This is a genomic window from Alicyclobacillus tolerans (assembly GCF_900142255.1).
GTDB lineage: Bacteria > Bacillota > Bacilli > Alicyclobacillales > Alicyclobacillaceae > Alicyclobacillus_I > Alicyclobacillus_I tolerans.
On record NZ_FRAF01000022.1, the window covers coordinates 35,857 to 59,841 of the forward strand.

Below are 23,985 nucleotides of genomic sequence, written 5' to 3' on the forward strand. Positions count from 1 at the left end.
CATCTTTTCATTTATTTATCTCGATCGCGCTAGAAAGATATGGATGGTTATGCTTTTTCCACAGCATGTCCACCAAACTGATTGCGTAAAGCTGCAACCACTTTGCCGGTAAACGTATCATTTTCACGTGATCGATAACGCATCATCAAGGCCATGGCTATCACAGGTGTAGGAACTTCCAAATTCAAGGCTTCGTCAACCGTCCATTTTCCTTCTCCTGAAGAATGCATAACACCGCGAATAGAATCGAGTTGCGGATCTTCTTCAAACGCCTTCTCTGTCAGCTCCATCAACCAACCGCGAATAACAGAGCCATGCGACCAGACGTGCGCCAAAGCTCTGTAATCATACTCAAAACCACTGCGGTGCAGCACCTCAAATCCTTCTCCAATAGCTGCCATCATGCCATATTCAATTCCGTTGTGCACCATTTTACTGTAGTGTCCACTTCCGACTTTGCCCGTGTACAAATAGCCTTCGTCCACTGCCGTATCGCGAAAAAGAGGTTCAATCTGTGCAAATTTCTCTTTATCGCCGCCTATCATATAACAGGCTCCATGGCGCGCACCCGAAGTGCCCCCCGAAGTTCCCACATCAAAAAAGTATATGTCTTTAGAGAATAAATTTTTCGCTCGACGCAAGGTGTCTTGGTAATGTGAATTACCTCCATCGATAACGATATCCTCAGCATCTAAATGAACAACCACTTGCTCAAGCACTTCATCGACAATTTTTCCCGCCGGCACCATAACCCATATAACGCGTGGTTGGTTGAGAGAAAGTACCAAATCGGCAATGGTTTCTTTCGTTTGACCACCAGATTGTTCAAAAGTACGTCTTGCATCCTGGCTAATATCGTAGGCTATGACTTCATGACCGTGATCCATCAAATTTAATCCGAGATTATGTCCCATTTTGCCGAGACCAATTAGGCCAACTTGCACAGTAACTTCATCCTCTCTGCACTCAATTTACGCACTGACCGATGATATCAATCCATGTCACTTTTTTCCTCACTGGAAAATCAGCACGATTTTCATATAGATTGCCAAACCGCAGGTCATACCATGCACTGCTAACTTTAGCAAGTATTCAGAGCTTTAGCGCTCCAATGGGTCGAGTTATTTTTTTCCCTCTTAAAAAGCGCCCTAGTTCATCTCTTCTAGCCAAATAACGTTGTCCACATTTTTCACACTTTAAAATTTCATTCGTATAATGACGAAAAGACCCTTTAAATGGCTTGTCCGCTTTGCCACTCGGGCGTATTTGGCGCATATATTCATGAATATGGTGCTCAACGACTGTTAGCGGAGATTTACATTCACGACATTGAGGAACTTGATAAGAAACCAAGTTGGCAAACCTCCCTACATAAAATCAATATCAAAAGATGAATGCGATATTTTTTGGCTCTTTCTCCATTAAGTCCGCTATGTAATCAACATTTTACTGACGCATGTTATCGATTCGCTTTGTTTTGACATTTTCCTGTCACAACCAACGTTTCCAAACAAAAATCGGGAGAGACAACCCTGTCTTCTCCCGCCGGCGCTAGTTTTACACTTAATACAGTGCACCGCAGGCTCCACCGCAGCCACAGCCACAACCTGCTGCTTTGACAGTTGGGACAAGCAAGAAGAACAAAACAAAGATAATGAGAAATACGACTGCCCATTGTGTGTATCCACCAAATACACCCATGATTGACAACCTCCTTCTCGGCACATTTCACTGTATGGTATGACTTGTTGCCAAAAGCCTGAAACGGTTTATGCCTAGCATAAAAGGAGTTGTCCATGCATAAATAAGGAGTGCATTCACAAACGATGCACTCCGAACCCTTTTTTCAAATCAAATACAGCCAATTTCAATCACATTTCAAGACCATTAGATTAGTATATTCTTGTAGCACCAATATAATGGGGAGCCCAATAATACTCATTGTAAAGCGAAGCGATTTGAACACCTGAAGCTGGAGTTTGTGCGCTGATGAATTCACCGTCACCTAAATAAATGCCCACATGGGAAGCTCCATATCCGTCCGTGTCAAAAAACACTAAATCGCCCGGTTGCAAGTCAGATTCAGAAATATGTACACCCTCTGCAAATTGTCCATAGCTGGTTCTATCAACATAGATACCAAAATGCGCATAGACAAACTTGACAAAACCAGAGCAATCAAAGCCACTGGGACTCATTCCACCATACACATAAGGGTAGCCGACATACTGCCTGGCGTACTGGGCAATCTCTTCTCCTAATACGGCCTCTGACAAGTTGGTCGACATGGGTCCACCACTACGAGCACTGAGATTATCCGTAGCATAAGATGAAGATGGGCCGTTTAATTGAATTTTTTCTCCTACATGCAAGATGGAATTGTTGGTGAGGTGATTCCATTGCTCAAGCTGACTGAGGCTAACACCATGCGCTTGACTGATGGACCAAAGACTCTGTCCGGGTTGAACGGTTACCACTTGTGTAGAAACTGTTGCAGGTTGCAAGTCACCAGCAACATCACTGGTCTCTACTTCCAAATGCTGACCAGGAAAAATCAGGTCTCCACTGAGATGATTTAAAGTTTTCAAGCTGGCAACAGATGTGTGATAGCGTTGAGCAATAAGGTAGAGGGAATCTCCGGGTTGAACTGTGAAAGATGTGGTGGCGGCAAAAACGACAGACGTGTTCATGGCTGCAAACGCAGCAAAAGACAGCGCAAATTTAACTGTTTTTTTCACACTTAAGCTCCCTGTGCACCTACGAGGTTAGTTGACGGGCTCGGGCCGCAGCTTGTGAGCGCCCTACCAAAAAAGCATAGAAAAAATAGAATATTCAGCTCTTTAGGATTCGCCCCAAAAAAGAATGTCCCCCGTCCCCCGACGCCAAGAGGGTTCGGCGTTTTATGTCGACGTCTGGCGGAAGTATACCGAAATATCGCTTGGTTGGTCAATCCTTTTTACCATAAATTAGCCACCTCATGAAAATTTTTTTCTATTTAAATAGACTTGCCTTGATTGGACAAGAAGAAAGAGCCATCAAGAAGTTGGATTGATCGCTGTTGGACAGTGACTATTTACCATCCCATACTTCTGGATTAACCATGTGCGGTGGCTTTTCGTCAAGCAAGGCGCAGCGTAAATTTTCTGCTGCCAATAGTGCCATTGCTTTGCGTGTTTCCACTGTCGAACTCCCGATGTGAGGTAAAGTGACAACTTGGTTCATATGTAAAAATGGATGATTTGATGGCAAGGGTTCGTTCTCATAAACATCAAGACCTGCTCCGCGAATCCAACCATTTTGTAAAGCGAAAATCAAAGCCTGTTCATCTACTACTTTCCCTCGGGCTACATTAATCAAATATGCATCTGGTTTCATTTGCTCTAACTGTGATCGACCAATCAAATGAACCGTTTCTTCAGTCAGTGGGGTCAATACAACTACAAAATCACTCGTCTGCAAAAGATGGTCTAAATGAACATAGTGCACATGCATGGTGTTCTCAATATCCGACCGGCGTCTCCGATTGTAATACAGAACGCGCATACCAAAACCCAACGCTCGGCGTGCTACAGCGGTGCCGATTCGTCCCATGCCTACAATTCCTATTATCCTTCCATACACATCTGTACCCGCCAGCAAATTCGGAACGTTAGCATGCCATTGCCCAGATTTGACGAAAGCATCCGCCTCAGGTATGCGTCTTGCTGCGGCGAGAAGTAAGCCAAAGGCTAAATCTGCTGTAGTTTCAGTCAGAACATCAGGAGTATGGGTGCCAACCACTTTCTGTTTCGCCATTTCCGATAAGTCGAAATTGTCATACCCTACAGCTATGTTGCTTACTACTCTTAAATTTGGTGCTTGATCCAATAAATTCTTGTCAATCGGAACGCGTGGATATACAAGCAGGCCATCCACATCTTGCAATCGTTCCAGCAATTCAGACAAAGGCGTAACAGCATTTTCTTTGGGGGTATAGACAACTTCAAAATCTTGCCGCAGCATGTCAATCGCTTCTACTGCTACCGTATCAGGCACGTATACTTTAGCTTTGCGCACAGCGAATTCCCCCATTTCCTGACGTTCTGCAGATAGTCTTGCTAGCTTGCTAGCCTCAACGGGATTATATCGAAGCTCCCTGCTGAATCAGTTCCTGACGAATAGCAGTGACATCATACTTCTTTGTAGCCGCGTAATAGGCAGCTGCTACTCCGGCAGCATGACCAGTGGCAAATGCGGTACCCATGACTCGAACAGATGCAAAAGCTAATGCATCACAAGAAATAATTCGGCCGGCACACCAAAGATTTTTGAAACCACGTACGGTGAGTGAACGCAAAGGTATGTCGTAGTATGCTTGATTCTTAATGGAAAGATATTCCGCCGGTTTTCCCGGTCGATGAATCTCAATGGGCCAGCCGCCCCGTGCTACTGCATCATCATGTCGAATACCGTTCACAACATCTTCACCGGAAAGTATGTAATTGCCAAGTACGTGTCTGGTTTCACGCACTCCCATAGCTGGACCTGTTTGCACTAAATAAGCGTTCTCAAATCCTGGGATATACTTGCAGAAGACGTCCATATACTCCCACGCCTGTTTTCTTGCAGAAATTTCTGCTTTGGTCAATTGAGCAGATTGCAAGGCATCCACGTCCTCATCCGCAAACATCGCCAAAACATCCCCAGACTTAGGCAGACGCAAAAGCATACCACGCTCTTTACTTAAATGATGATAACCTTCTTGCTTGGCCTTCTGAATAGCTTGCTCGAATATGGACTTGTCCAGCGAAACTGATGGATGGACTCCACCAATACGCATCACCAATGTACTTGCTTGTACCATGCCTTCCGGACTACCCTGAACAACTTCTGCTCCAGACAAGGCTGACAAGTCAGCATCACCACTTGCGTCGACAAACGCCTGCGCTGATATCCTCAATTTGCCCGCATGATCGTAGCCAATAACCGTTGATACGCAGTCTCCACTGCGCTCTACTTCAATTACCTGACAATGTAGTAAGGGCGTCACACGATGTTGAAGAACGAGATCGTCCAATGCCAATTTCGTTAATTCACTATCGAGTGGAACTATAACGTTTCCAGTGCGAGGATTGCGATAAGGCTCCCGATATACGCCATATCTACGCAGCCGTTCAAGCAATTCATTTCCTACTCCACCTACGACTTGCAATAGAGGATCTTGCTGAGCAAAGAAACCACAATAGGTTAACACGGAACTATGCGTCGCGGCACCGCCAAAGTAAGGATTTTTCTCCAGAAGCAAAGTGGATGCACCCATTCGCGCTGCGCCTACCGCTGCCGCTACTCCTGCCGAGCCACCGCCCACCACGACCACATCATACGTTACATTACGGTCGTGCACTCATACTTCCCCCAATCATTTGCACTACTTCATCCTATGAATCCTATTCTTTTTTATGACCTAGTCATAATTCTAACTCAATTGTCTGCAAAATGGAAAACAGACACTAGGCATATATGGGTCATTATGGGAGAGAAATAAAAAACAGCTTCCTGAGTCCAAGAAGCTGTAGGGAGTCATAACGAGCATTATTCTTTTGGAGCGGAAGACGGGATTCCGACGCGTGGTCACAGTCCACGCTAGTCCCCGAAGGGGGGAACCCTTGGGTGAGAATCCTGCTTGCCGCGACTGCTTTTGGAGCGGAAGACGGGATTCGAACCCGCGACCCTCGCCTTGGCAAGGCGATGCTCTACCCCTGAGCCACTTCCGCACATTTCATCTCTTACGCTCTGCCTTACACGACACTGGTGGCTCGGGACGGAATCGAACCGCCGACACGAGGATTTTCAGTCCTCTGCTCTACCGACTGAGCTACCGAGCCTTTTAGAGTGACTTTACAAACATATCACAAAGCCCTTTTTAATTCAACTGCAATTTGGCTTTCACAAAGAAAGCCGCAAACCTGTACCCTTGACAAAAGTCGGTTACCTGGTTGCGGCTCATTCGTCTCTCAACCAAAATTCATCACATTATTCTTCATCACTTTCCCAATGCATGGTTCTCTTCACTGCTTTCTGCCAGCCCTTATATAAGTTCGATCGCGTTGTTTCCGCCATTTCTGGCTTGAATACTCGATCGAGATCGACCGTTTTAGTCACTTCTTCCTTTGTCCAAAATCCTACAGCTATACCTGCTAAATAAGCTGCACCAAGCGCTGTCGATTCAGTGATGCGTGGACGTTCCACAGGTACACCAAGAATATCCGCTTGAAATTGCATGAGGAGATTATTGGCTACTGCACCTCCATCAACCCGTAACGATTTCAACAAAATGCCGGAATCCGACTGCATGGCATCAATGATATCCTTTGTCTGATAAGCTAATGAGTCCAATGTGGCACGCGTGAGATGCTCTTTCGTAGTACCGCGTGTCAACCCGTAAATGGCTCCTCGCGCATACATATCCCAATAAGGTGCTCCTAACCCTGCAAAAGCCGGAACGACATAAACTCCGTCGGAACTTTCCACTTTGGAGGCAAAATACTCCGAGTCTACTGCACTATCGAAAAACTTGAGACCGTCCCTGAGCCATTGAATCGCCGCACCGGCGATGAATACGCTTCCTTCCAGCGCGTAGGTGACTTTACCGTCGATTCCCCAAGCGATAGTCGTCAGCAATCCAGATTTTGAATCTACCGGTTTTTCACCTGTATTCATTAACATGAAACAGCCAGTTCCATAGGTATTTTTAACCATACCAGGCTCAAAACACGTCTGACCAAATAGTGCCGCTTGTTGATCTCCCGCAATACCTGCAATAGGTATATTGGCTCCACCAAAAGTTCGTTCATCTGTATATCCATAAACTTCACTTGACGGACGCACTGTTGGTAACATAGCTTTGGGAATATCTAGTTCTTTGAGCAATTCCTCATCCCAATCTAAAGTATGAATATTAAACAACATCGTACGGGAAGCATTGGTATAGTCTGTCATATGCACTTTACCCCGCGTCAGATTCCAAACAAGCCAACTGTCTACCGTACCAAAGAGCAGTTCACCACGAGCAGCTCTTTCTCTTGCACCTTCAACGTGATCGAGAATCCATTTAATTTTGGTCCCTGAAAAATAGGCATCCACTACCAGACCCGTTTTTTGACGGATGATCTCGGTTAATCCACGTGCTTTTAGTTCGTCACAGATAGAGGCTGTTCTGCGATCTTGCCAAACAATGGCATTATATATCGGTTTTCCTGTCCCCGAATCCCAAACAATGGTTGTTTCTCGCTGATTTGTAATACCAATAGCAGCTACTTCTTCTGGAGAGACAGCAGCCTTTTCTAGCACCTCACGAGCGACTCCACTTTGACTGCCCCAGATTTCCATAGGATCGTGCTCAACCCAACCAGCATTGGGGTAGATTTGATGAAACTCCTTCTGAGCTACGCTGTATAGATTGCCGCTTTGATCAAGCAAAATCGCTCTTGAACTTGTGGTTCCTTGGTCAAACGCCAGAACATAAGATTTTTCCACAATTATTCATCCTCTCTTAGTATTTTAGATAGAAATAACAGATTAGACTCTTTCCGTTATATTTTCTGATGAAACAACTCCCTCTTTGAGGTTTGCTTTTATAGAGGCTCGCTCAATGAGTGTCTTTTCAATGAACCAACGGTATACAAAAACTGCAAGTCCGCCCCCTATAATAGGTCCTACAATAGGTACCCACCAATAACCTAATGGACCAGGAAAAGCATTATGCCCATAACCTACAATCCATGCAAACAATCTTGGACCAAAATCTCTCGCTGGATTAATTGCATAACCCGCATCAACACCAAATGACATGCCAATCGCCGCAACAGCGATACCAATCATAAATGGACCCAAATTCCCTTGAACACCCATGTTTTTCATATCAGTAATTCCAAGAATAAATAACAACAAGAACATTGTTCCTAAAATCTGATCCAGTAACGGACCCCAAAGATGTGAAAAATAGGGAGCAGGACTAGTGGCAAAGATACCAAAAGTAGCACTCCCACCTATTCCCGCTAAAGAGGTGATATGGTGTTGCACATTAAATGCATCAATAGCTCTATAGTAGTCCCAATAGACAATAGCCGCTCCACAAAATGCACCTACTATTTGCGAGATAGAATACGGAATGAATTTTTTCCAAGGTAAGTCTCCTTTTATAGCCATTGCAAAAGAAACAGCAGGATTCATATGGGCACCATTTACACCACCAGTTACGTATACAGCAAGAGCTACGGCAAATGCCCATCCCCACGTTATCAACAGCCAATTTCCTCCCAAATTTGGAGGTGTTCTTCCTGATTCAGATAGTCCCACTACTGCTACCGCAACTCCTCCATCGCCAAAAGCGATCAATAAAAGTGTACCAAAAAATTCTGCTATCAATTCTCCCATTAATGTACAGCGCCAACTCTTTCGTTGAAATGCTATTGACAAAATAAATCCCCCTTTATTAGAAATCTTTTTAGTTGAATTACTTTTATAAAATCCCAATTCCCCCCTCTCTTACTTGTGATCCAATCACCCATGAAAAAAAGACAGTGGCATGTAAGCCTTTTGGCTGACACTGCCGCCGTCTCCTAAACTCACGGGCAAAAGATTAACTTGATTGGAGTGTACATGAATAGAAGATAGTTGTAAACCGCTTTCATTAGTTTTTTCGTAAAATAATGATCGACCTTATTTTTCATTTCTGCCTATCGAAAAAACTATTGAGAATGACATGGTTAAGTTAAAATGTACTTCTTCATTATTACGGCAGACAAAGTTACCCCTGCCCAATTCAGTTTTATGTCCTCCAACTTTTCAAATCCGTTTGCAATCCAGAAATTGATTACTTTGTCGCTGTAACCATTGGCGACATCCAATCTGATACATTGGCTCTTTCTCGATTTGGCATAATCCTCGAATGCTCTATAGATTTGCTTACCATATCCCATATTTTGATAATCTTGATGAACGATTAACAGCGACAAATAGGATTCTTGCTCGATTTTATAGTCAATGATTCCAACCATTTTCCCTGTACGCTTGTCAACCACCTTGCATGAACAAAATCCCGCATTCCTCATTGACTTCAGTTCTTCAGTAACCCATTCAAATGTAACTGGATAATTTTTCGTATGTTTTTCCAAAAAAATCATATTGGAGTTATACACTTCAACAACATTATCTACGTCAGATATTTCAATCGGACATACGTAGAAATACTCCGAATCAAATATCATCATTTTAGTCATCCCTTCAGGTTGAAGCAGCTTACAAGAAAAAATTGCGGTGCCAACACAGACAATTGATAAAAACCAACAGAAATAAAAAACGCAATCTCTCATGCTTCGAGAAACTGCGTCACAACTGATTTTACTTTTGGAGGCGCCACCCGGATTCGAACCGGGGATAAAGGTTTTGCAGACCTCTGCCTTACCACTTGGCTATGGCGCCATATCAAATGCATCGATGTTGAATGACAAATTATCAACCCCGAAGGGGGGAACCCTTGGGTAAGAATCCTGCTTGCCGCGACTGCTTTTGGAGCGGAAGACGGGATTCGAACCCGCGACCCTCGCCTTGGCAAGGCGATGCTCTACCCCTGAGCCACTTCCGCACATTTCATCTCTTACGCTCTGCCTTACACGACACTGGTGGCTCGGGACGGAATCGAACCGCCGACACGAGGATTTTCAGTCCTCTGCTCTACCGACTGAGCTACCGAGCCATTTCAACAACCATTCAACTACCGATGTGTAACATACAAGAATGGTGGAACCGATGGGACTCGAACCCACAACCCCTGCGCTGCCAGCGCAGTGCTCTCCCATTGAGCTACGGTCCCTTGCCCTTTACAAACAGCGAACGTTTTGGATTATATCGCGTTTTATTCTCTATTGCAAGCAGTGGCTGTACCTCAACTTGATTTTTCTAAACTAGCAACGCGACAATTTCATCAGAAACAGTTATCCAAATTTCTCTATAGAATCCTTTTAAGATGTATAACTTGGAATTCGTTGGACATCTTACATATAAAATGTTGCACCTCACGAAAGGGAGTAAAACATGAAAAAATGGTTGATGGCAACAAGTATGACGGCAATGCTGACGTTCGCCCCGATGTCTACAGTATTGGCTCAAAGCGCATGCCAACACAATTCTTGTAAACAACATATCCATCAAACGCTTTATCCTATTAATGCTGCCATGCAGCCAGCCGACGCTCCAGAACCGGGACGCCGTTTTGAAATTCAATCTTCTGTCCAAGTACCGCGGGACGCACTTCGTCAAGCATTCGAAGCCAGTCAAAAAGCCTATACAGAGAAGCTGCAGAAATTTGCTAAAATCTCAGCCGCACAAGCACAAAAAGTAGTTATCAGTGAACATCCCGGTATGAAAGTTGCAGAACTGCAATTACGCAACATTCGCACAAGTCTTGTCTATATGGCTATTATTGAAGACGATGAAGACAAGTATTTGGTCGTAGTCGACGCAGGAAATGGAAAAATTCTTATGGACAAACCGCTGCCAACCCACCATACAAAAGTATTCGCGGGAAGTGGCGAGTAAGGCAAGTCAATGGATTGCAAATCATTAACAACTGCCAGACTTCAGAAAACGTATGAAAGCACGGAAAAGACACTGGGTATATTCGAAAGAACCCAGTGTCTTCTTTTTCATGCAAACAATAGACATCCCACTAATCCCTTTTACTTTATTGAAGCGTTCTTCACTTGCTGAGGTTGTCATGGGCTGTCCGAATCCCAATAAAGCTCATACAAACAAACCTATTGTCATTTTCATCTGAACAATATGAACCTATTCCTAGCCAATCGACTTACTGCTTTAAGAAATGGCTCGTGTTCTTACCTCACTTAATTGAATAGGTCCTACACCGCGCGGCACCTCAATAGACTCGAGGCGTTTAGCTCCCAAAAACCGGGTGATGTAATCACACGCTACATTTGGATCAATGCGATCTCCGCAGGTGTAAACATCAATACTCGCATAACCGTGTTCTGGAAAACTGTGAATGGTCAGGTGAGATTCTGAGATGATAACCACACCACTCACACCCTGCGGAGCAAATTTATGAAAAGCGACTTCTCGCACTTCTGCTCCTGCTTCCAGTGCTGCATTAACCATCAGTCGTTCAATTGCCTGCACATCGTTCAGCTTTTCTGCGCTACAACCCCACAGTTCTGCGATGACATGACGACCCATTGTATCCATTGCAAAATCCCCCTCCATCCAAAAGTTCCATGCCTTTCGGCATACGGAACCCACCTACACCACGGGGGAAAGTTAGTCCATAGAGGTCCTAACCCTTTAAGTGCAGGCCGCACTTGTTCCGTTTTCATCCAAAATGGTTCTGGTTAAGATTACGAGGGATAGTATAAGTCTCACCCCGACAATTTGCAACACTGAAATACCTGTCAATTGCGGAATTTAGCAGAGTGTGTCAAAGACGGGCACAAACTCCTATCCAAGCAAGGCCAATGAGCACGATACAAACATAGGAAGCACCTTTCCATACCATATGCCGATTTCCGAAGTTGCGAAACAGAAAGAGCAATCCCGCCCCACAGATAAGACCTCCTAAATGAGCCAAAATGTTTATCTGGGGTTGAACGAGATCAAACAAAAGATTGACAGCTAGCAAAAACCAAATCCAATAAGTTGTACGCTTTGTAAAAAGCCCTAAATAGGACATCACAAGAATAACACCAAAGATTCCAAAAATCGCACCCGACGCACCGAGCAAAATCGTTCCTGGAGAATAGAAAAAAACGGAAATCAAATTACCCACAATACCCGCAAGAACATAAACCACAAGAAAAAAACGCCAGCGAAAAATTTGTTCCACAATACGCAAAGACCAGAGAGAAATCATATTGACAAGCAAATGCAACCATGATGCGTGAACAAAAAGACTGGAGACGAATTCGTAAATATGGCCTCGCCAAACAGCCCCCACCACCAGCGCACCTGCCCGTACATCCCCAACTGGAGTATGTCCCGTAATAGACTGCATCAGTAAAAACCAGCCCACACAACATGCCACAAGAAGTACTGTTGCAGGCGAATTCCTCCAGGCAACTCCTAGATTCGTCCTCACTTCCTTGTAACTTGGCAAGCCTACGGACAGCGTGGTCTTCATAGGCCAGTCCTCCGCCTATGAATATAAGTCACTGGACTCCATCCTAAGAACCACTCATACCCTCGCGCATATGATTCCAGCATCTTCTCTGGCCGATATCTCGGCAAAACTTCAGCCTGAAAAGCATCAACCAAACGCCGGCGTAATTGAGGATGTTCCAGACAATAATCGAGCGCTACAGCCAGCGCTTTACTGTCTCCTTCTTTTACAATATAACCTGTTTTCTCGTGTTCAATCAGTTGAAGAATACCAGCTATGTCCGATCCGATGGTCGGTACGCCCGTAGCTCCAGCCTCTAAAATAGCCGACGGTAAGCCCTCACTTTTAGAAGGTAGCACGTGCCAATCCAAAGCAGCGTAAAAATCTTTCATTGACTCCCAAAATCCGAGAAAATGTACACGCTGCTGCAAACCTAAGCTTTCAACGATTTGCTCGTATTCCTTGCGTAAGGGACCATCCCCTGCAATCACCAAATGAGCAGAAACGTTATTCATTTGTGCAAAAGCACGCAAGAGCAAGGGTATATTTTTAACCGGATCAAACCGGGCAGCAATTCCAACCAGTGGAGTATCAAGCGGTATTTGAATTTTCTTGCGTAAGATCGATCTCAATTCCGTAGAGGCGCTTGGCATGATTTGCAAATCCAGAGCATTGGGTACAAAAGCCACATCTTTAACAGGCAATAAAGGTGCAAAAGCTTCGGAAACAACAAATAAACCCATAGCCCTGCGCAAACTGTATAAATGCAACTGTGGATAAATGATTGATTTCCATCGTGATGCAAGATAGTCGAGATAAGGGTTACTATGAATGGTACTCGTGAATGGAACGCCTGTTTGTTTTGCTATTTGTGCAGCAATCACATTTAATCTTGGACCATGAGAATGTAAAATGGCCGAACGATCCGATTGCAGCATCTGACAAATGCGTTGTTTAGCATGACGTAAAGAGGAAATCTCTAAACAGGTCTGCTCTACGGCAATCTCGCTCAATTGAGTACTGAGAGGACCATTGCCCCATAATAAAAAATGATACTCCATTCGCGCTTGTTGAGCGTAACGGGCAAGCGTCAAAAGATGAGTCGCAGCACCGCCTCGCTCGTTTCCAGCAGCTAAGACATAAACACGTAACTTTGTATTGGGTGCAATCCTATTCAAGAAGGTCGATTCCCCTGTTTGGTGTAATGTTCAATATATTCTTCAACGTCATGTTTGGTAAAACGAACGGTTTCTTGATTCATAAACAAATAATCCAAGGAGGTTCCTAAAATCTCGGCTGCAAACTGTAAAATATGATTTCTCCTCACAGTTGGATCGTGCCAATAGGGTTGAAACATTTTGTCCAGATGCTGAAATTGCTCAACAGTTAACCCAGGGATGAGCGAGGTGAATGCTTCAGATGGCAACTCTAAAATGTCATAGTTTTTTCCTTCATATTCAATGTTGACACCCAATTTCATGTCGCTCAATCACTTCCTTTTCCACTAGCCATAGTTTCAGTATACAAAAAGGAACTCTATGGAACAAACATCGCGTCGTGACCTGTGACTTATTCATAACGCAAAGCATCGACTGGCAACAGACGGGACGCTTTTAAAGCTGGATACAATCCACAAACAAGACCAATAAGCGCAGAAAACAAAAATGCTCCAATAGATACTTGCCAAGATACAGCAACCGGAAAATGAAAAGCCGCCCGAACTATAATAGTCACCAACACACCAAAAACAATGCCTAATAATCCACCTGTTGCGGTAAGCATCATAGATTCAAACAAAAACTGCCATACAATGGCGGATTTTGTGGCTCCAAGAGACATACGAATACCGATTTCTTGTGTTCTTTCTGTCACGGATACAAGCATAATATTCATGACTCCTACTCCACCAACCACTAAAGCAATACCTGCAACCGCCCCAATGACAAGCGTTAAAATATTAGTGATGGTCCCTATCAATTTCTCAATGCCTTGCAAAAATCCAGCCGACGTTTCAAACGCCTCTGCGCTATGTGCATGAATATTGAGTGCTGTAACAATTCGTTGCGACAATTCTGGCACGGATACTCCTGGTTGAACGGCAATATCCATTTCTGAAGCCGTCCAATTCGGGAATATGCCTTCTAAAGTAGTATAGGGTAAATAGACCGCACCGCCTCCCAGGATGCCGTTCAATAAAGAGGGTTCTGTGGATGCTGTCACACCAATGACCTGTAAAGTTTGCCCGCCCACTACAAGCGACTGTCCGACAACATTTTCTCGTCCAAACAACTGAAGCGCAGCTTGCTGACTTAGCAACGCCACATTCTGATGGGTAAGCACATCTCCGTTTGTAAACATTCTTCCTTGGATAACAGAAAAATTAGCCAAACCGTTTAAATAATCAGGTCCACCCTCCAACATCAAATTCGCTGACTGTCTGCCTGCACTGACAGCAGCCTGCCCGTAAAGTGTTTCTGCTACTTGCAAAACTCCCTGAAATTGACGAGCAATGTCAAAATCTTCATTTGAAAATGAAAGTATTTGTCCCGGCTGAGGAATGCCTGGAACCACCAATTCACGAGGTACAATCTCAATGGTTTGCCGCAACTGGTTGTTTTCAAGGGTCGATACAACAGCATTTTGTCCGCCTTTACCAATGGCAACGATAGCGATAATCGAAGCGACGCCAATGAAAATTCCAAGCATCGTCAGCAGCGATCGAAGTAAATGTGCTCGCATGGAAAGAAACGCAGAAGTAAGAAGTTCAGTTGCGTTCATGAATATCCTCCCAAGTTCGTTCGCTGACAAACCCATCTTCTACAAATAGGTGGCGTTTCGCATATTGGGCAACACGATAATCGTGGGTAATGATAAGCAAGGTCACTCCCGACTGGTGGAGTTCTTGAAAAATCTCTAAAATTTCATGGCTGGTTGTTGAATCCAGAGCACCAGTAGGTTCATCTGCGAGCAATAGTTCTGGACGATTGGCAAGCGCGCGGGCAATCGCCACTCTCTGTTTCTGCCCCCCTGACAATTCATTGGGAAGATGATGGAGGCGTTCAGAAAGTCCCAATGTTTCGAGTAAGTCTTCTGCCCGTTTGCGTCGTTCAGCGCGTTTCATTCCTGCATACATCATGGGGAGTTCGACATTTTGGCGTGCTGTCATTCTGGGGAGTAGATGAAAATTTTGAAACACAAAACCAATTTTTCGATTGCGCAATTGAGCCAATTCGTAGCCCGTAAGTTGTGACGTATCCTGATCATGAAACCAATACTCACCACTTGTCGGTCGATCCAAACAACCAAGAATATGCATCAAAGTAGATTTACCACTCCCAGAAGGACCCACCACTGCTACAAACTCTCCTTGGCGAATGGTAAACGTAGCCTGATGCAGTATGGTTAAACTTTCCTTCCCCATTTGATATGATTTTTGCAAATTTTTAACGCGAATCATGGCTGAACTACCACCTCACCGGATTGTAGAGAAGAAGGTGGATTGTTCACGATTTTTTGTCCGTCTGACAATCCGGAAAGGACCTGGACCAATGAATTGTCCGTCTGTCCTAATGAAACGATTTTTTCTTGAACACGATGATTTTGATATACAAACACAGCATACTGAGTTCCATCTTGAACGAGCGCAGAGTATGGAATTGTCAGGACATGCTGCGCAATAACCGTGTTCCATTCTGCATGTACAGTAAATCCATAAGGAACGGTAAAGGGAGTATGTGGTTTTATATCGACTTCTACTTGAGAAGAACCATTGACATTCTCAGCAGCATATGGAGCTACACTGATGACTGTACCTCTCCACGTCTGACCTGGATAAGCGTCCGCAGTCAATAGGACTCGCTGACCAGCATGGACATGAACCGCATTTTCTTCTGATACTTCAATGACAATTTGTTTTTGCAGACTGGCAACTTCGATGACGGGTTCGGGCTGACCTGAAGAATCGACTCCTTGTGGATGCACAAAAAGAACTTGCCCTGTTATGCTGGCTGGCCAAGACACACCACCAGACGTAAACAGTGCCTGTCCTTTTTTGACCACTTCACCTGGATGGACATACGTATTTTCAATAGGACCTGGCAGCTGATTGAGAAAAACCAACTGACGCTGCACAGGTTTAACGGTGCCACTTTCCATAATAGCATTGGAAAGATTATGCTTACTCACTTCAGTCCACTGCAATCGCACTGGTTTCTGACGTTGCCAGAGCAACCATCCGGCTACCGTCAACAGACAAACCAGACATAAAATGACTAGCCACCAACCATAATGCCGCCAAAATCTGCGCCTTTGCACACGTACACCTCATAAACCGTCAATGGAGATAGCATTATTTTACCATAGACAAACTTTATAGAAAGATGGCTTATTGGGAAGGTGTATTCAGACTCTCCCATAGATAGAATACTCAGATTGACGAGGTGACATCATGACGGAAGTCGTTTCTGTTGCTTGAAGCGAGAAAGACTCTTGAATGGGTGATAAAAGATGAGACTCCACTGCTGATGTAGGCGCATACGTGTAAGTGGCTGGATTGCGCTTGACATGAGAATCCGATTTATGAACTTGCGGCTCTCTGGCTTGAGGGCGTAAAGATTCTTGATGATGGTTCAGTTGCATTTGCAAATACTCACACATCCGTACTGCTTCGCGCAAGCGCTGTGACAATTGGGAAATTTGTTCAAGCAAGTCCAAATTCCTTCACTCCTTCAAGCTCAGTCTATTCATAAGCATGGGACAATCCATCATAAGGTAAACCATGAGAATTCGGGAGGTTGTCTGCATGTCCACACAGGTCGTCTATCGCGTCTTTGGATGGTGTTACATCATCCTTGGCGTTTGGGGATTTATATTTCACCAATTTGGAGATTATATGCAACTGTCCAGCCAAGACAATTTTATTTTGCTTGGATTAGGCATCCTCTTCATTGGACTTGCCAGATGTCGATCTCGATATCGTCTGTCAGGTGGTACTCTGTTAGGACTGATCCTTCTTTCTTGGTCCGGCCTTCCCTACCTTTCTACCATGCCTTATTTGCATTCTCCACATCCTCTTGAACTGCTTGTGCGAATCTTGACAGGAGCTTGGACAATTTATTTGGCAATTGCGGAACTACTTGCTTGGCGCAAAATTGCTTAAAATCAACTTTGCTGGAGACGATAAAGGAGAACCACACTTTATCTTGAGGAGGGCGAATGCGCAATGAAGGTCAAACACTTCATGACATCTGATGTGCAATGTTGCCAGGAAAATGATTCCATACAGCAAGCTGCGCAAATCATGGCTAGCGAGGATTGTGGCTCCGTACCAGTTTGCAAAGACAATAAAGTGGTGGGTATGATTACCGATCGCGATATTTGCTTGCGCGCTGTAGCCAAAGGCAATCTTCAGGCTACCGTCAAAGATTGTATGTCCAATCAAGTCATCACCTGCACACCAGATACTGACGCTCATGAAGCGGCTGACATCATGGCTCAACACCAAATACGCCGACTGCCTGTTGTAGATGCTCAAGGCCGAATTTGCGGCATTTGTTCGATTGGCGACCTAGCAACCGTGGATATTCATATTAACGAAGCTGGCGACGCATTGAGCAAAATCTCCGAGTGTCGTACAGCAGCAGGCGTACACTAAACATTTCAAACCCATACACATACGCCTTCACATCACACTTTAGTGTGAACGTGAAGGCGTTTTCTATTGGGTAAATACATGTTTGAGTCAATTTTCTGTGTCATTTGCAGTGTTTTGTGAATAGATTCAGCATTACAGCGTTTTATCAAGAATCACCGAATTCGAAGACAAAAGGCTGGAAAGGATGACGAGCAATTAGCACTCAAGAACACGCGCGAAAATGGAAAAAACGAATTGAACCTTTTGAAGAAGCCAATTGGAAAACTTCTACATGGCAATTGATAAACAGCAGTATTCCCTATTTAGCATTATGGTATCTGTCTGCTAAAAGTATGCTTGATCATTGGATCTGGCTAACTCCTCTGTTGGCATTGGCTGCTTCAGGTTTTTTTATGAGAATATTTATCATTTTTCATGACTGTGGTCACTACTCATTTTTCAAGCATCCCAAAACTAACGAATGGGTTGGATTATTCACAGGATTTTTGACAGGGTTTCCTTATTACAAATGGCGATACGAACATGCTTTACATCATGCAACGAGCGGAAATTTAAACCATAGAGGGATAGGTGATATTTGGATATTGACAGTTAACGAATATCGGCAACTCTCTCCTAAGAAAAAAATGATATATCGATTGTATCGTAATCCACTTATTTTATTTGGATTAGGACCTATATATCTTTTTTGCAAAGCACGCATGAACCGAAAAGGAGCAGAACGAAAAGAACGATGGAACACGTATGGAACAACAATTTTCATTTTAACTTCTCTTCTGGTACTGGGAAGCTATTGGGGATGGCAAGTGGTACTGGTGGTACAAGGAACCATTTTTTATGGTTCTGGTATCATCGGTATTTGGTTATTTTATATTCAGCATCAATTTGATGGCAGTTATTTTGAAGAACAAAATAAGTGGAATTATTTTGACGCCGCTCTGCAGGGGAGTTCATTTTACAAGCTCCCACTCATTTTACAATGGTTTACGGGTAATATTGGATTCCATCATGTACACCATCTTGGTCCCCGTATTCCCAATTATCAGTTGCAAAAAGCACACGAAAATGTTGATGCTTTTCGACAGGTTCGACATATTGGGTTGAGGCAGAGTTTAGATTCCCTATTCTATCGTTTGTGGGATGAGGAACAGAAAAAATTTATCCATTTCAGCGAAATTAGGGACGATTAGAAAGCTTTTTCTTCCCACAATAAAATATAAAAAACTCATACTTAACGGGGCTATTCCTATCGTCATCAAAGGTGACCTATAGGATAGCCCCATTGTTCAAACCCAATTATTCAACCGAGGATTCAGTCGCAGCTAGTCTTTGCTGTGCATAGGCAACTAATTTTTTGGTAATACTTCCACCAATAGAACCATTTTCATAAGACGAAACAGCTCCCCAATAACCGTCAGCTGGTGGGGTAATGCCAAGTTCTGAGGCAACCTCATATTTCAGCGATTGTAGAGCCTGGGTAGCCTGCTGAATCAGCAATGGATTCGATGAGCTATTCTGCGTCATGTGTAACGCCTCCTCAGAGAGTCTTAGATGAACTTGCAATCTTAATGTGCCCTGAGGAGAAGGTGTTAGACAAACACATATTACCGTTGTTACCGTTGTTCGATAGGGACAAATTGGGCATGAGTGAGCCCAGTATATTCTGCTCGCGGACGAATCAAGCGATTGTTTTGATATTGTTCAAGCACATGAGCCGTCCAACCCGCGATGCGACTGCAGGCAAAAATCGGTGTATAAAGATGTGTGGGTAATCCAAGCGAATAATACATGGATGCTGAGTAAAAGTCGACGTTTGGGTTGAGACCTTTTTTCTCTTTGACAACGCGCTCGACAATTTGCGACATTTCAAACCATTTCGTCTCACCCTTTAGTTCTCCTGCTTGCTTGCTCAACTGGCGCAGATGAGTCGCACGCGGATCTTCCGTACGATAAACGCGATGGCCAAAGCCCATAATTTTTTTCTTTTGCTCCAAAGCATTTTCAATCCAAGCTTCCGCTTTATTTATGTCACCGATTTCCAACAACATCTTCATGACTTGCTCATTCGCTCCACCATGCAGTGGGCCTTTGAGCGTTCCAACAGCAGACGTAATTGCTGAGTACATATCAGACAGTGTTCCCGCCGTGACACGAGCTGAAAATGTAGAAGCATTCAATTCATGGTCAGCATGCAAAATCAAAGCGATATTAAACGCTTTTTCCTCAAATTCTGTAGGTTTTTTTCCATTTAGCTGATAAAAGAAATCAGCCGCTGCGCTGAGCGTTGTATCGGGCTGAACAGGTTCGAGACCTTGACGAATCCGTTCAAATCCAGTAACAAGAGCAGGAATTTTAGCCACTAAGCGAGTTGCCTTGCGAAGATTGGCTTCCAGAGTTTCATGACCTTCGTCTGGATCGTACAGCCCAAGAAAAGATACTGCTGTACGTAATACCTCCATAGCATTGGAGTTTTTCGGTAACGATTTTAACAGTTTCAGCGTAGGTTCATCCAACTTACGCTCATTCGCTATTTCTTGAGTCAATTGCTGCAATTCAGTTTTATTGGGCAATTTACCGTGCCAAAGAAGATAAATAACTTCCTCGAAAGTCGCATGGCCTGCAATCAAATCGTGGATATCATAACCCTGGTAGACAAGCCGTCCCTCTTTACCATCCACAAAGCAAATATTGGATGTATTAGCTACAACATCTTCTAACCCGGCAACAAATGCGGTTGAATCGTTTGCCATGGATAATCCCTCCACTCCCAGATATGTTTCCTGCTTTGATCAAACATTGGTTGCAAAAACCCGTGCAACGAGATCGTCCATCCTAATTTGAGTATACTACAAATGAGGCTGACAAAAAAATTGACATGCCATCATTTTTTCTCGGGAGGCATCCATAAGCCCTGATTCAATTTGGTCTTTAACCCTTCTTGTCGCTGGGAAGGAGCGTATATGTCTATCTCATTCCCAAGCATCCATTCCTTGGGTTTTGCAGAGCATTCTCCAAGCAATCTTCTTCGGGCAGACTCAACAATCATCAGTTGCTGCGGACGCACAAGATGCATATTTAGATTCCCCAAAGCCAGTTGCGGCAATCGAGAAAGTTCTTCCGCGTCAGGCACTGGCCAAACCAAATGATGTATTCGTTCTCCAAAAGCCTCTTCCAGAATAGGTTGCCACTCTTTGTAAAAGGTAAAAGCGGATGTACGATGATCTTCTGCTAACAACTGAATGTAATCAACTCCAGCCATCAAATGAGCAGCAATCAAAGCAAGATAAGAAGGAACAGAATCTGGCGAAGAAGGAAGTACCAACTCTGTAAAAACTGTAAAATTTTTATTTTTACTTTCTTCTATTCGTGTCACCCAATGGCTGTTTTTTGCGTCAGCTAGACGAAAACTGATTTCCACCGCATCGAAACCTGCTTCATGAAGCGCGTCCAAAAATTCTCCGGATTCATTACGCAGCGCCGCATACTCAAACAAAATACCAGAAGATAGAGGCCGAATATGATACTCGTGACAAAGGGAAATTTTATTTTGCAGAATGGAAGGTGTAGTGAATACAGGGCTGCCGTAAGCAAACTTCCAAAAGTCTATATATGGATGTACATTTTGTAAACTTGCCTGCATGAAACTAAAAGGAATCCCAGTATCCATAGCGACTGTGATGCCGCGAAATCTTGGTTTTTCCGCACGTTTGGGCAACTGGGCTGTATACCAGACGTTCCAAGGCAAAGATTCCATCTACCGATTCCCTCCCATCGCCAATAGCACAGTCTATGGCATGAGGCGGATTCCGGTGTCTCAGAGAAACGCCGATTCCTAAAGGGCAAAAACACAAGCTATAACAACCAAAAGCGCTCCAGCAAACTGATGAACAGGCATACGCAAAGAACGTCCTAGCCAGCGGCCCGTCTCAAGCGCCAAAATAGTCATCAAAAGCGAGATGGCTCCAAAAGTTAAACTGGCATCAATCCAAGGAACACGCATGACACCCAGCCCAAAACCCACCGTTAAATTATCGAGGGAAAGAATGATAGCTAAAAGCCAAGTTTTCCATGTCGATCCGTTTGTCGTTTTTTCCGTTTCTTCGTTTTCTTTCTGAAAGAAGGTATATACACCGACTAAAGCCAGCAAAATAGCTCCAAACCAATGGGCACTTTGATGCAACGAGACAGACAACTGATGCCCCAGCAACAGACCTATTGCTGGCATCACAGCCTCAAAAAGGGCAAACAGCAAAGCAGTCCGCCACTGTTGTCGTCGTTGTATGCCAGCAGCACCGATTCCTACGGCGGCGGCGGCATTATTGGCTGCCAAAACAACACCAGCCAGCACCAGTTTCAAAAACACAAGAATCCTCCTTACTCTTTAGCCGTCAGTGACTTACCATCACCTTTCTGTTTAGTCGGTTGATTCCATATCGAACCCGTATCGATATTCAAATATTGAAAAACGTCCGTTAAAAACGACTGGGTTCCCAGCAGCCAAATTTCATCGACAGAAAGATGATCCAAAGCCATTTGCCAGGCGCTTGCAAAAGAATGAGTTTCTTTCCCTATTTTGCCCATCTGTTGCCATACACCTACCCAATGGCGGGAAAATTGCAGATGCGGATTTTGAGCTCTGCAAAATATAATCCAATCTAGATACTCATGCAATTCATTGAGCAATCCTTCGCCATCTTTATCATCCGGCAAACAGACAATAGCTCCCCTCCTCTTATTCCCCAATTGACCAATGGCATCCAAATAATTCAATACTCGTCGCGCATTTTCCCTGTGGATTGCTCCATCTAACAATGTTGGTACGGAAAGGTTAGGAAGATACTGCATGCGACCAGGAAGCGCAAGATCTTCAATATGCAACTCCAGAGATGCTTCGCTAAAGGGGCGCAACATTCGCCATATTTGCCATGCGGCCTCCATAACCACCACCAGATTACTGCGAAACGCCTCCAAAACGGTCGGTCCGTAAATGGTAAAAATGGGACCCGAAGTCGTCACACGATATTCATCGATGTTATCTTTACGGCAGACAAGCTGACATTGATTCATTTGTGCCCGGATAGGCTCGGGAAGATGCAACTCAGCACGGATGGTTTCAAGAATTTGTCCGGTTTCTTGAGGTTGAGGATGTAAAACCCACCAGCGTGTATCAGACGTTAAGATACCTATTTTTTCCCATATAACATCCCGTAACTCTGGTCCCAATTGCATTTTGTGCTCTAGGAAAACAGGCGTCATCAGTGCACCCTGATGCACAATCTGATTCACATCATCATGACGCGCTCCTCGCCCCAGTTCAAAAATATTGACATCCGTTTGATGATCGCGAAAAAATTCTGCCGCAATTGCCGCAACGTATCCCACTGGACCAAAATAGTGATGAGCAGGCAATTGCAAGGTTTCGGCAGCATTGCGAATACGTTGTGCATAACGCACAAAATCTTTTTCGGAAATTTTTTGTCCGTTCAGTCGTATACGTTCGAGAAAATCGACCAAATGAGGAGAAGTAAACAGACCGACTGATAATCCCATTCGCTCCAATACAGCCGCTAATAGGATAGCGTGCGTTCCTTTTCCCTTGCTCCCAGTCACAGCAATATTACAAGTCGTTCGATCTGGAGAACCAAGTTGATCTAAAAGTGCACGCGTCCACTCCGGGTGCCGCCGATCACGATCAAACCCTTCAGGTAAATATGGTTTTGCCTGGTTGTAAGATTGATAAATCCATTCGATATACGAAGTTACCTGTTCCGCGAGATGGTCAGCCACAAACGTCTCTCCCCGACAATAGTTTCCCTCGCCATCATAATACAAATCGAGTAGGAGGGGGTGACTAACCCCCGTCCTCTCACACCACCGTACGTACCGTTCGGTATACGGCGGTTCATGTTGTGGAACGAATCACATCGTATCGCTCAACTAAGCTAACCAGTCCTCGGTCACGCCAATAGGCAAGACCGAGGGCTTTATTCATTTGTGGGGTATTTGAGAGTCTCCAGTAGCCCTTGCGTGAACCGCTTATCAGGACTGCCCATTCCTCGGGAATCCCAAGGACGACGAGGTTTCGTCGCTTTGTCTTAGGTTTCTTCCATTGCTTAAGGAAGCACATTCTCAATCGGTGACGTATCCACTTGTCTAAGTCCTCGAACACACTACGGGTCTGAGC

27 protein-coding genes, 6 tRNA genes and 1 riboswitch are annotated in these 23,985 nt (G+C 44.3%); of the genes, 4 read left to right on the forward strand and 29 right to left on the reverse strand.

Features of this window, described 5'->3' with window-relative positions; genetic code table 11:
• Window positions 1-47 precede the first annotated feature (47 nt).
• The 15 genes from gnd to BUA75_RS12015 form a co-directional block, all read right to left on the reverse strand.
• On the reverse strand, window positions 48-944 hold the full coding sequence (gene gnd, locus BUA75_RS11950) for a phosphogluconate dehydrogenase (NAD(+)-dependent, decarboxylating) (protein ID WP_072874837.1): 897 nt from the start codon (window positions 942-944) through the stop codon (window positions 48-50).
• A 148-nt stretch (window positions 945-1,092) separates the two neighbouring features.
• Window positions 1,093-1,353 (reverse strand): hypothetical protein, encoded by a 261-nt coding sequence (locus BUA75_RS11955; protein ID WP_072874838.1) that lies wholly within the window; start codon window positions 1,351-1,353, stop codon window positions 1,093-1,095.
• 210 nt (window positions 1,354-1,563) lie between these two features.
• Window positions 1,564-1,701, reverse strand: a complete 138-nt coding sequence (locus BUA75_RS15945; protein ID WP_165612011.1) for a hypothetical protein — start codon at window positions 1,699-1,701, stop codon at window positions 1,564-1,566.
• A 191-nt stretch (window positions 1,702-1,892) separates the two neighbouring features.
• Complete coding sequence (locus tag BUA75_RS11960) at window positions 1,893-2,738, reverse strand: C40 family peptidase (protein ID WP_072874839.1); 846 nt, start codon at window positions 2,736-2,738, stop codon at window positions 1,893-1,895.
• Window positions 2,739-2,740: 2 nt separating this feature from the next.
• Window positions 2,741-2,908: riboswitch (cyclic di-AMP (ydaO/yuaA leader) on the reverse strand.
• A 161-nt stretch (window positions 2,909-3,069) separates the two neighbouring features.
• Window positions 3,070-4,056 carry a 2-hydroxyacid dehydrogenase gene (locus BUA75_RS11965; protein ID WP_129583636.1) on the reverse strand — a complete coding sequence of 329 codons (987 nt, stop codon included), beginning with the start codon at window positions 4,054-4,056 and terminating at the stop codon, window positions 3,070-3,072.
• Between the two features lie 64 nt (window positions 4,057-4,120).
• A complete protein-coding gene (locus BUA75_RS11970) occupies window positions 4,121-5,383 on the reverse strand; it encodes an FAD-dependent oxidoreductase (RefSeq protein ID WP_072874841.1) in 1,263 nt (420 codons plus the stop codon).
• A gap of 295 nt (window positions 5,384-5,678) precedes the next feature.
• Window positions 5,679-5,753, reverse strand: a tRNA-Gly gene (locus BUA75_RS11975).
• Between the two features lie 35 nt (window positions 5,754-5,788).
• Window positions 5,789-5,864 (reverse strand) — tRNA-Phe (locus tag BUA75_RS11980).
• Between the two features lie 148 nt (window positions 5,865-6,012).
• The gene (gene glpK / locus BUA75_RS11985; RefSeq protein WP_072874842.1) at window positions 6,013-7,515 is read right to left on the reverse strand and encodes a glycerol kinase GlpK; all 1,503 of its coding nucleotides are present in this window, start codon (window positions 7,513-7,515) and stop codon (window positions 6,013-6,015) included.
• Window positions 7,516-7,557: 42 nt separating this feature from the next.
• Window positions 7,558-8,514: an MIP/aquaporin family protein gene (locus BUA75_RS11990; RefSeq protein WP_207549759.1), complete on the reverse strand. Its 957-nt coding sequence runs from the start codon at window positions 8,512-8,514 to the stop codon at window positions 7,558-7,560.
• A gap of 233 nt (window positions 8,515-8,747) precedes the next feature.
• The gene (locus BUA75_RS11995) at window positions 8,748-9,251 is read right to left on the reverse strand and encodes a GNAT family N-acetyltransferase (protein ID WP_165612012.1); all 504 of its coding nucleotides are present in this window, start codon (window positions 9,249-9,251) and stop codon (window positions 8,748-8,750) included.
• Between the two features lie 137 nt (window positions 9,252-9,388).
• Window positions 9,389-9,462, reverse strand: a tRNA-Cys gene (locus BUA75_RS12000).
• A gap of 88 nt (window positions 9,463-9,550) precedes the next feature.
• A tRNA-Gly gene (locus BUA75_RS12005) sits at window positions 9,551-9,625 on the reverse strand.
• A gap of 35 nt (window positions 9,626-9,660) precedes the next feature.
• Window positions 9,661-9,736 (reverse strand) — tRNA-Phe (locus BUA75_RS12010).
• 42 nt (window positions 9,737-9,778) lie between these two features.
• A tRNA-Ala gene (locus BUA75_RS12015) sits at window positions 9,779-9,853 on the reverse strand.
• 221 nt (window positions 9,854-10,074) lie between these two features.
• On the opposite strand from BUA75_RS12015, the gene BUA75_RS12020 reads away from it, so the two are divergent.
• Window positions 10,075-10,578, forward strand: coding sequence for a PepSY domain-containing protein (locus tag BUA75_RS12020; RefSeq protein ID WP_238413525.1), 504 nt, complete (start codon window positions 10,075-10,077; stop codon window positions 10,576-10,578).
• 276 nt (window positions 10,579-10,854) lie between these two features.
• On the opposite strand, the gene speD is transcribed toward BUA75_RS12020, so the two are convergent.
• The 8 genes from speD to BUA75_RS12060 all read right to left on the reverse strand — a co-directional run bounded on the left by speD (window position 10,855) and on the right by BUA75_RS12060 (window position 16,861).
• The gene (gene speD / locus BUA75_RS12025) at window positions 10,855-11,241 is read right to left on the reverse strand and encodes an adenosylmethionine decarboxylase (RefSeq protein WP_072874843.1); all 387 of its coding nucleotides are present in this window, start codon (window positions 11,239-11,241) and stop codon (window positions 10,855-10,857) included.
• A 229-nt stretch (window positions 11,242-11,470) separates the two neighbouring features.
• Window positions 11,471-12,169 carry a rhomboid family intramembrane serine protease gene (locus BUA75_RS12030; protein WP_072874844.1) on the reverse strand — a complete coding sequence of 233 codons (699 nt, stop codon included), beginning with the start codon at window positions 12,167-12,169 and terminating at the stop codon, window positions 11,471-11,473.
• Entirely contained in the window at window positions 12,166-13,326 is a 1,161-nt protein-coding gene (locus BUA75_RS12035) for a glycosyltransferase family 4 protein (RefSeq protein WP_083574321.1), read from the reverse strand. The genes BUA75_RS12030 and BUA75_RS12035 overlap by 4 nt, the downstream gene beginning before the upstream one ends.
• Window positions 13,323-13,628, reverse strand: a complete 306-nt coding sequence (locus BUA75_RS12040) for a hypothetical protein (protein WP_072874845.1) — start codon at window positions 13,626-13,628, stop codon at window positions 13,323-13,325. Before BUA75_RS12040 ends, BUA75_RS12035 begins: the two co-directional genes overlap by 4 nt.
• A gap of 89 nt (window positions 13,629-13,717) precedes the next feature.
• Window positions 13,718-14,926, reverse strand: coding sequence for an ABC transporter permease (locus BUA75_RS12045; RefSeq protein ID WP_072874846.1), 1,209 nt, complete (start codon window positions 14,924-14,926; stop codon window positions 13,718-13,720).
• The gene (locus BUA75_RS12050) at window positions 14,913-15,605 is read right to left on the reverse strand and encodes an ABC transporter ATP-binding protein (protein ID WP_072874847.1); all 693 of its coding nucleotides are present in this window, start codon (window positions 15,603-15,605) and stop codon (window positions 14,913-14,915) included. Before BUA75_RS12050 ends, BUA75_RS12045 begins: the two co-directional genes overlap by 14 nt.
• Window positions 15,602-16,462 (reverse strand): efflux RND transporter periplasmic adaptor subunit, encoded by an 861-nt coding sequence (locus BUA75_RS12055; RefSeq protein ID WP_072874848.1) that lies wholly within the window; start codon window positions 16,460-16,462, stop codon window positions 15,602-15,604. The genes BUA75_RS12050 and BUA75_RS12055 overlap by 4 nt, the downstream gene beginning before the upstream one ends.
• 87 nt (window positions 16,463-16,549) lie before the next feature.
• Window positions 16,550-16,861: a hypothetical protein gene (locus tag BUA75_RS12060; protein ID WP_072874849.1), complete on the reverse strand. Its 312-nt coding sequence runs from the start codon at window positions 16,859-16,861 to the stop codon at window positions 16,550-16,552.
• Window positions 16,862-16,949: 88 nt separating this feature from the next.
• Here BUA75_RS12060 and BUA75_RS12065 point away from each other — a divergent pair, with 88 nt between their 5' ends.
• The 3 genes from BUA75_RS12065 to BUA75_RS12075 all read left to right on the forward strand — a co-directional run bounded on the left by BUA75_RS12065 (window position 16,950) and on the right by BUA75_RS12075 (window position 18,991).
• Window positions 16,950-17,306: a hypothetical protein gene (locus BUA75_RS12065; protein ID WP_072874850.1), complete on the forward strand. Its 357-nt coding sequence runs from the start codon at window positions 16,950-16,952 to the stop codon at window positions 17,304-17,306.
• A 63-nt stretch (window positions 17,307-17,369) separates the two neighbouring features.
• Window positions 17,370-17,801, forward strand: coding sequence for a CBS domain-containing protein (locus BUA75_RS12070; RefSeq protein WP_072874851.1), 432 nt, complete (start codon window positions 17,370-17,372; stop codon window positions 17,799-17,801).
• A 194-nt stretch (window positions 17,802-17,995) separates the two neighbouring features.
• Window positions 17,996-18,991: a fatty acid desaturase gene (locus BUA75_RS12075; protein ID WP_072874852.1), complete on the forward strand. Its 996-nt coding sequence runs from the start codon at window positions 17,996-17,998 to the stop codon at window positions 18,989-18,991.
• A 106-nt stretch (window positions 18,992-19,097) separates the two neighbouring features.
• Here the strand turns inward: BUA75_RS12075 and BUA75_RS12080 are convergent, their stop codons facing one another.
• From BUA75_RS12080 to BUA75_RS16575, 6 genes are all read right to left on the reverse strand, one after another.
• Window positions 19,098-19,325, reverse strand: coding sequence for an alpha/beta-type small acid-soluble spore protein (locus tag BUA75_RS12080; RefSeq protein ID WP_072874853.1), 228 nt, complete (start codon window positions 19,323-19,325; stop codon window positions 19,098-19,100).
• An 89-nt stretch (window positions 19,326-19,414) separates the two neighbouring features.
• Window positions 19,415-20,551 carry a citrate synthase gene (locus BUA75_RS12085; RefSeq protein ID WP_072874854.1) on the reverse strand — a complete coding sequence of 379 codons (1,137 nt, stop codon included), beginning with the start codon at window positions 20,549-20,551 and terminating at the stop codon, window positions 19,415-19,417.
• 131 nt (window positions 20,552-20,682) lie between these two features.
• Window positions 20,683-21,555: a phosphosulfolactate synthase gene (locus tag BUA75_RS12090; protein WP_072874855.1), complete on the reverse strand. Its 873-nt coding sequence runs from the start codon at window positions 21,553-21,555 to the stop codon at window positions 20,683-20,685.
• 78 nt (window positions 21,556-21,633) lie between these two features.
• Window positions 21,634-22,164: a manganese efflux pump MntP gene (locus BUA75_RS12095; protein ID WP_072874856.1), complete on the reverse strand. Its 531-nt coding sequence runs from the start codon at window positions 22,162-22,164 to the stop codon at window positions 21,634-21,636.
• 11 nt (window positions 22,165-22,175) lie between these two features.
• Entirely contained in the window at window positions 22,176-23,588 is a 1,413-nt protein-coding gene (locus BUA75_RS12100; protein WP_072874857.1) for a folylpolyglutamate synthase/dihydrofolate synthase family protein, read from the reverse strand.
• 115 nt (window positions 23,589-23,703) lie between these two features.
• Window positions 23,704-23,970: a group II intron maturase-specific domain-containing protein gene (locus BUA75_RS16575; RefSeq protein WP_423219861.1), complete on the reverse strand. Its 267-nt coding sequence runs from the start codon at window positions 23,968-23,970 to the stop codon at window positions 23,704-23,706.
• Window positions 23,971-23,985 lie beyond the last annotated feature (15 nt).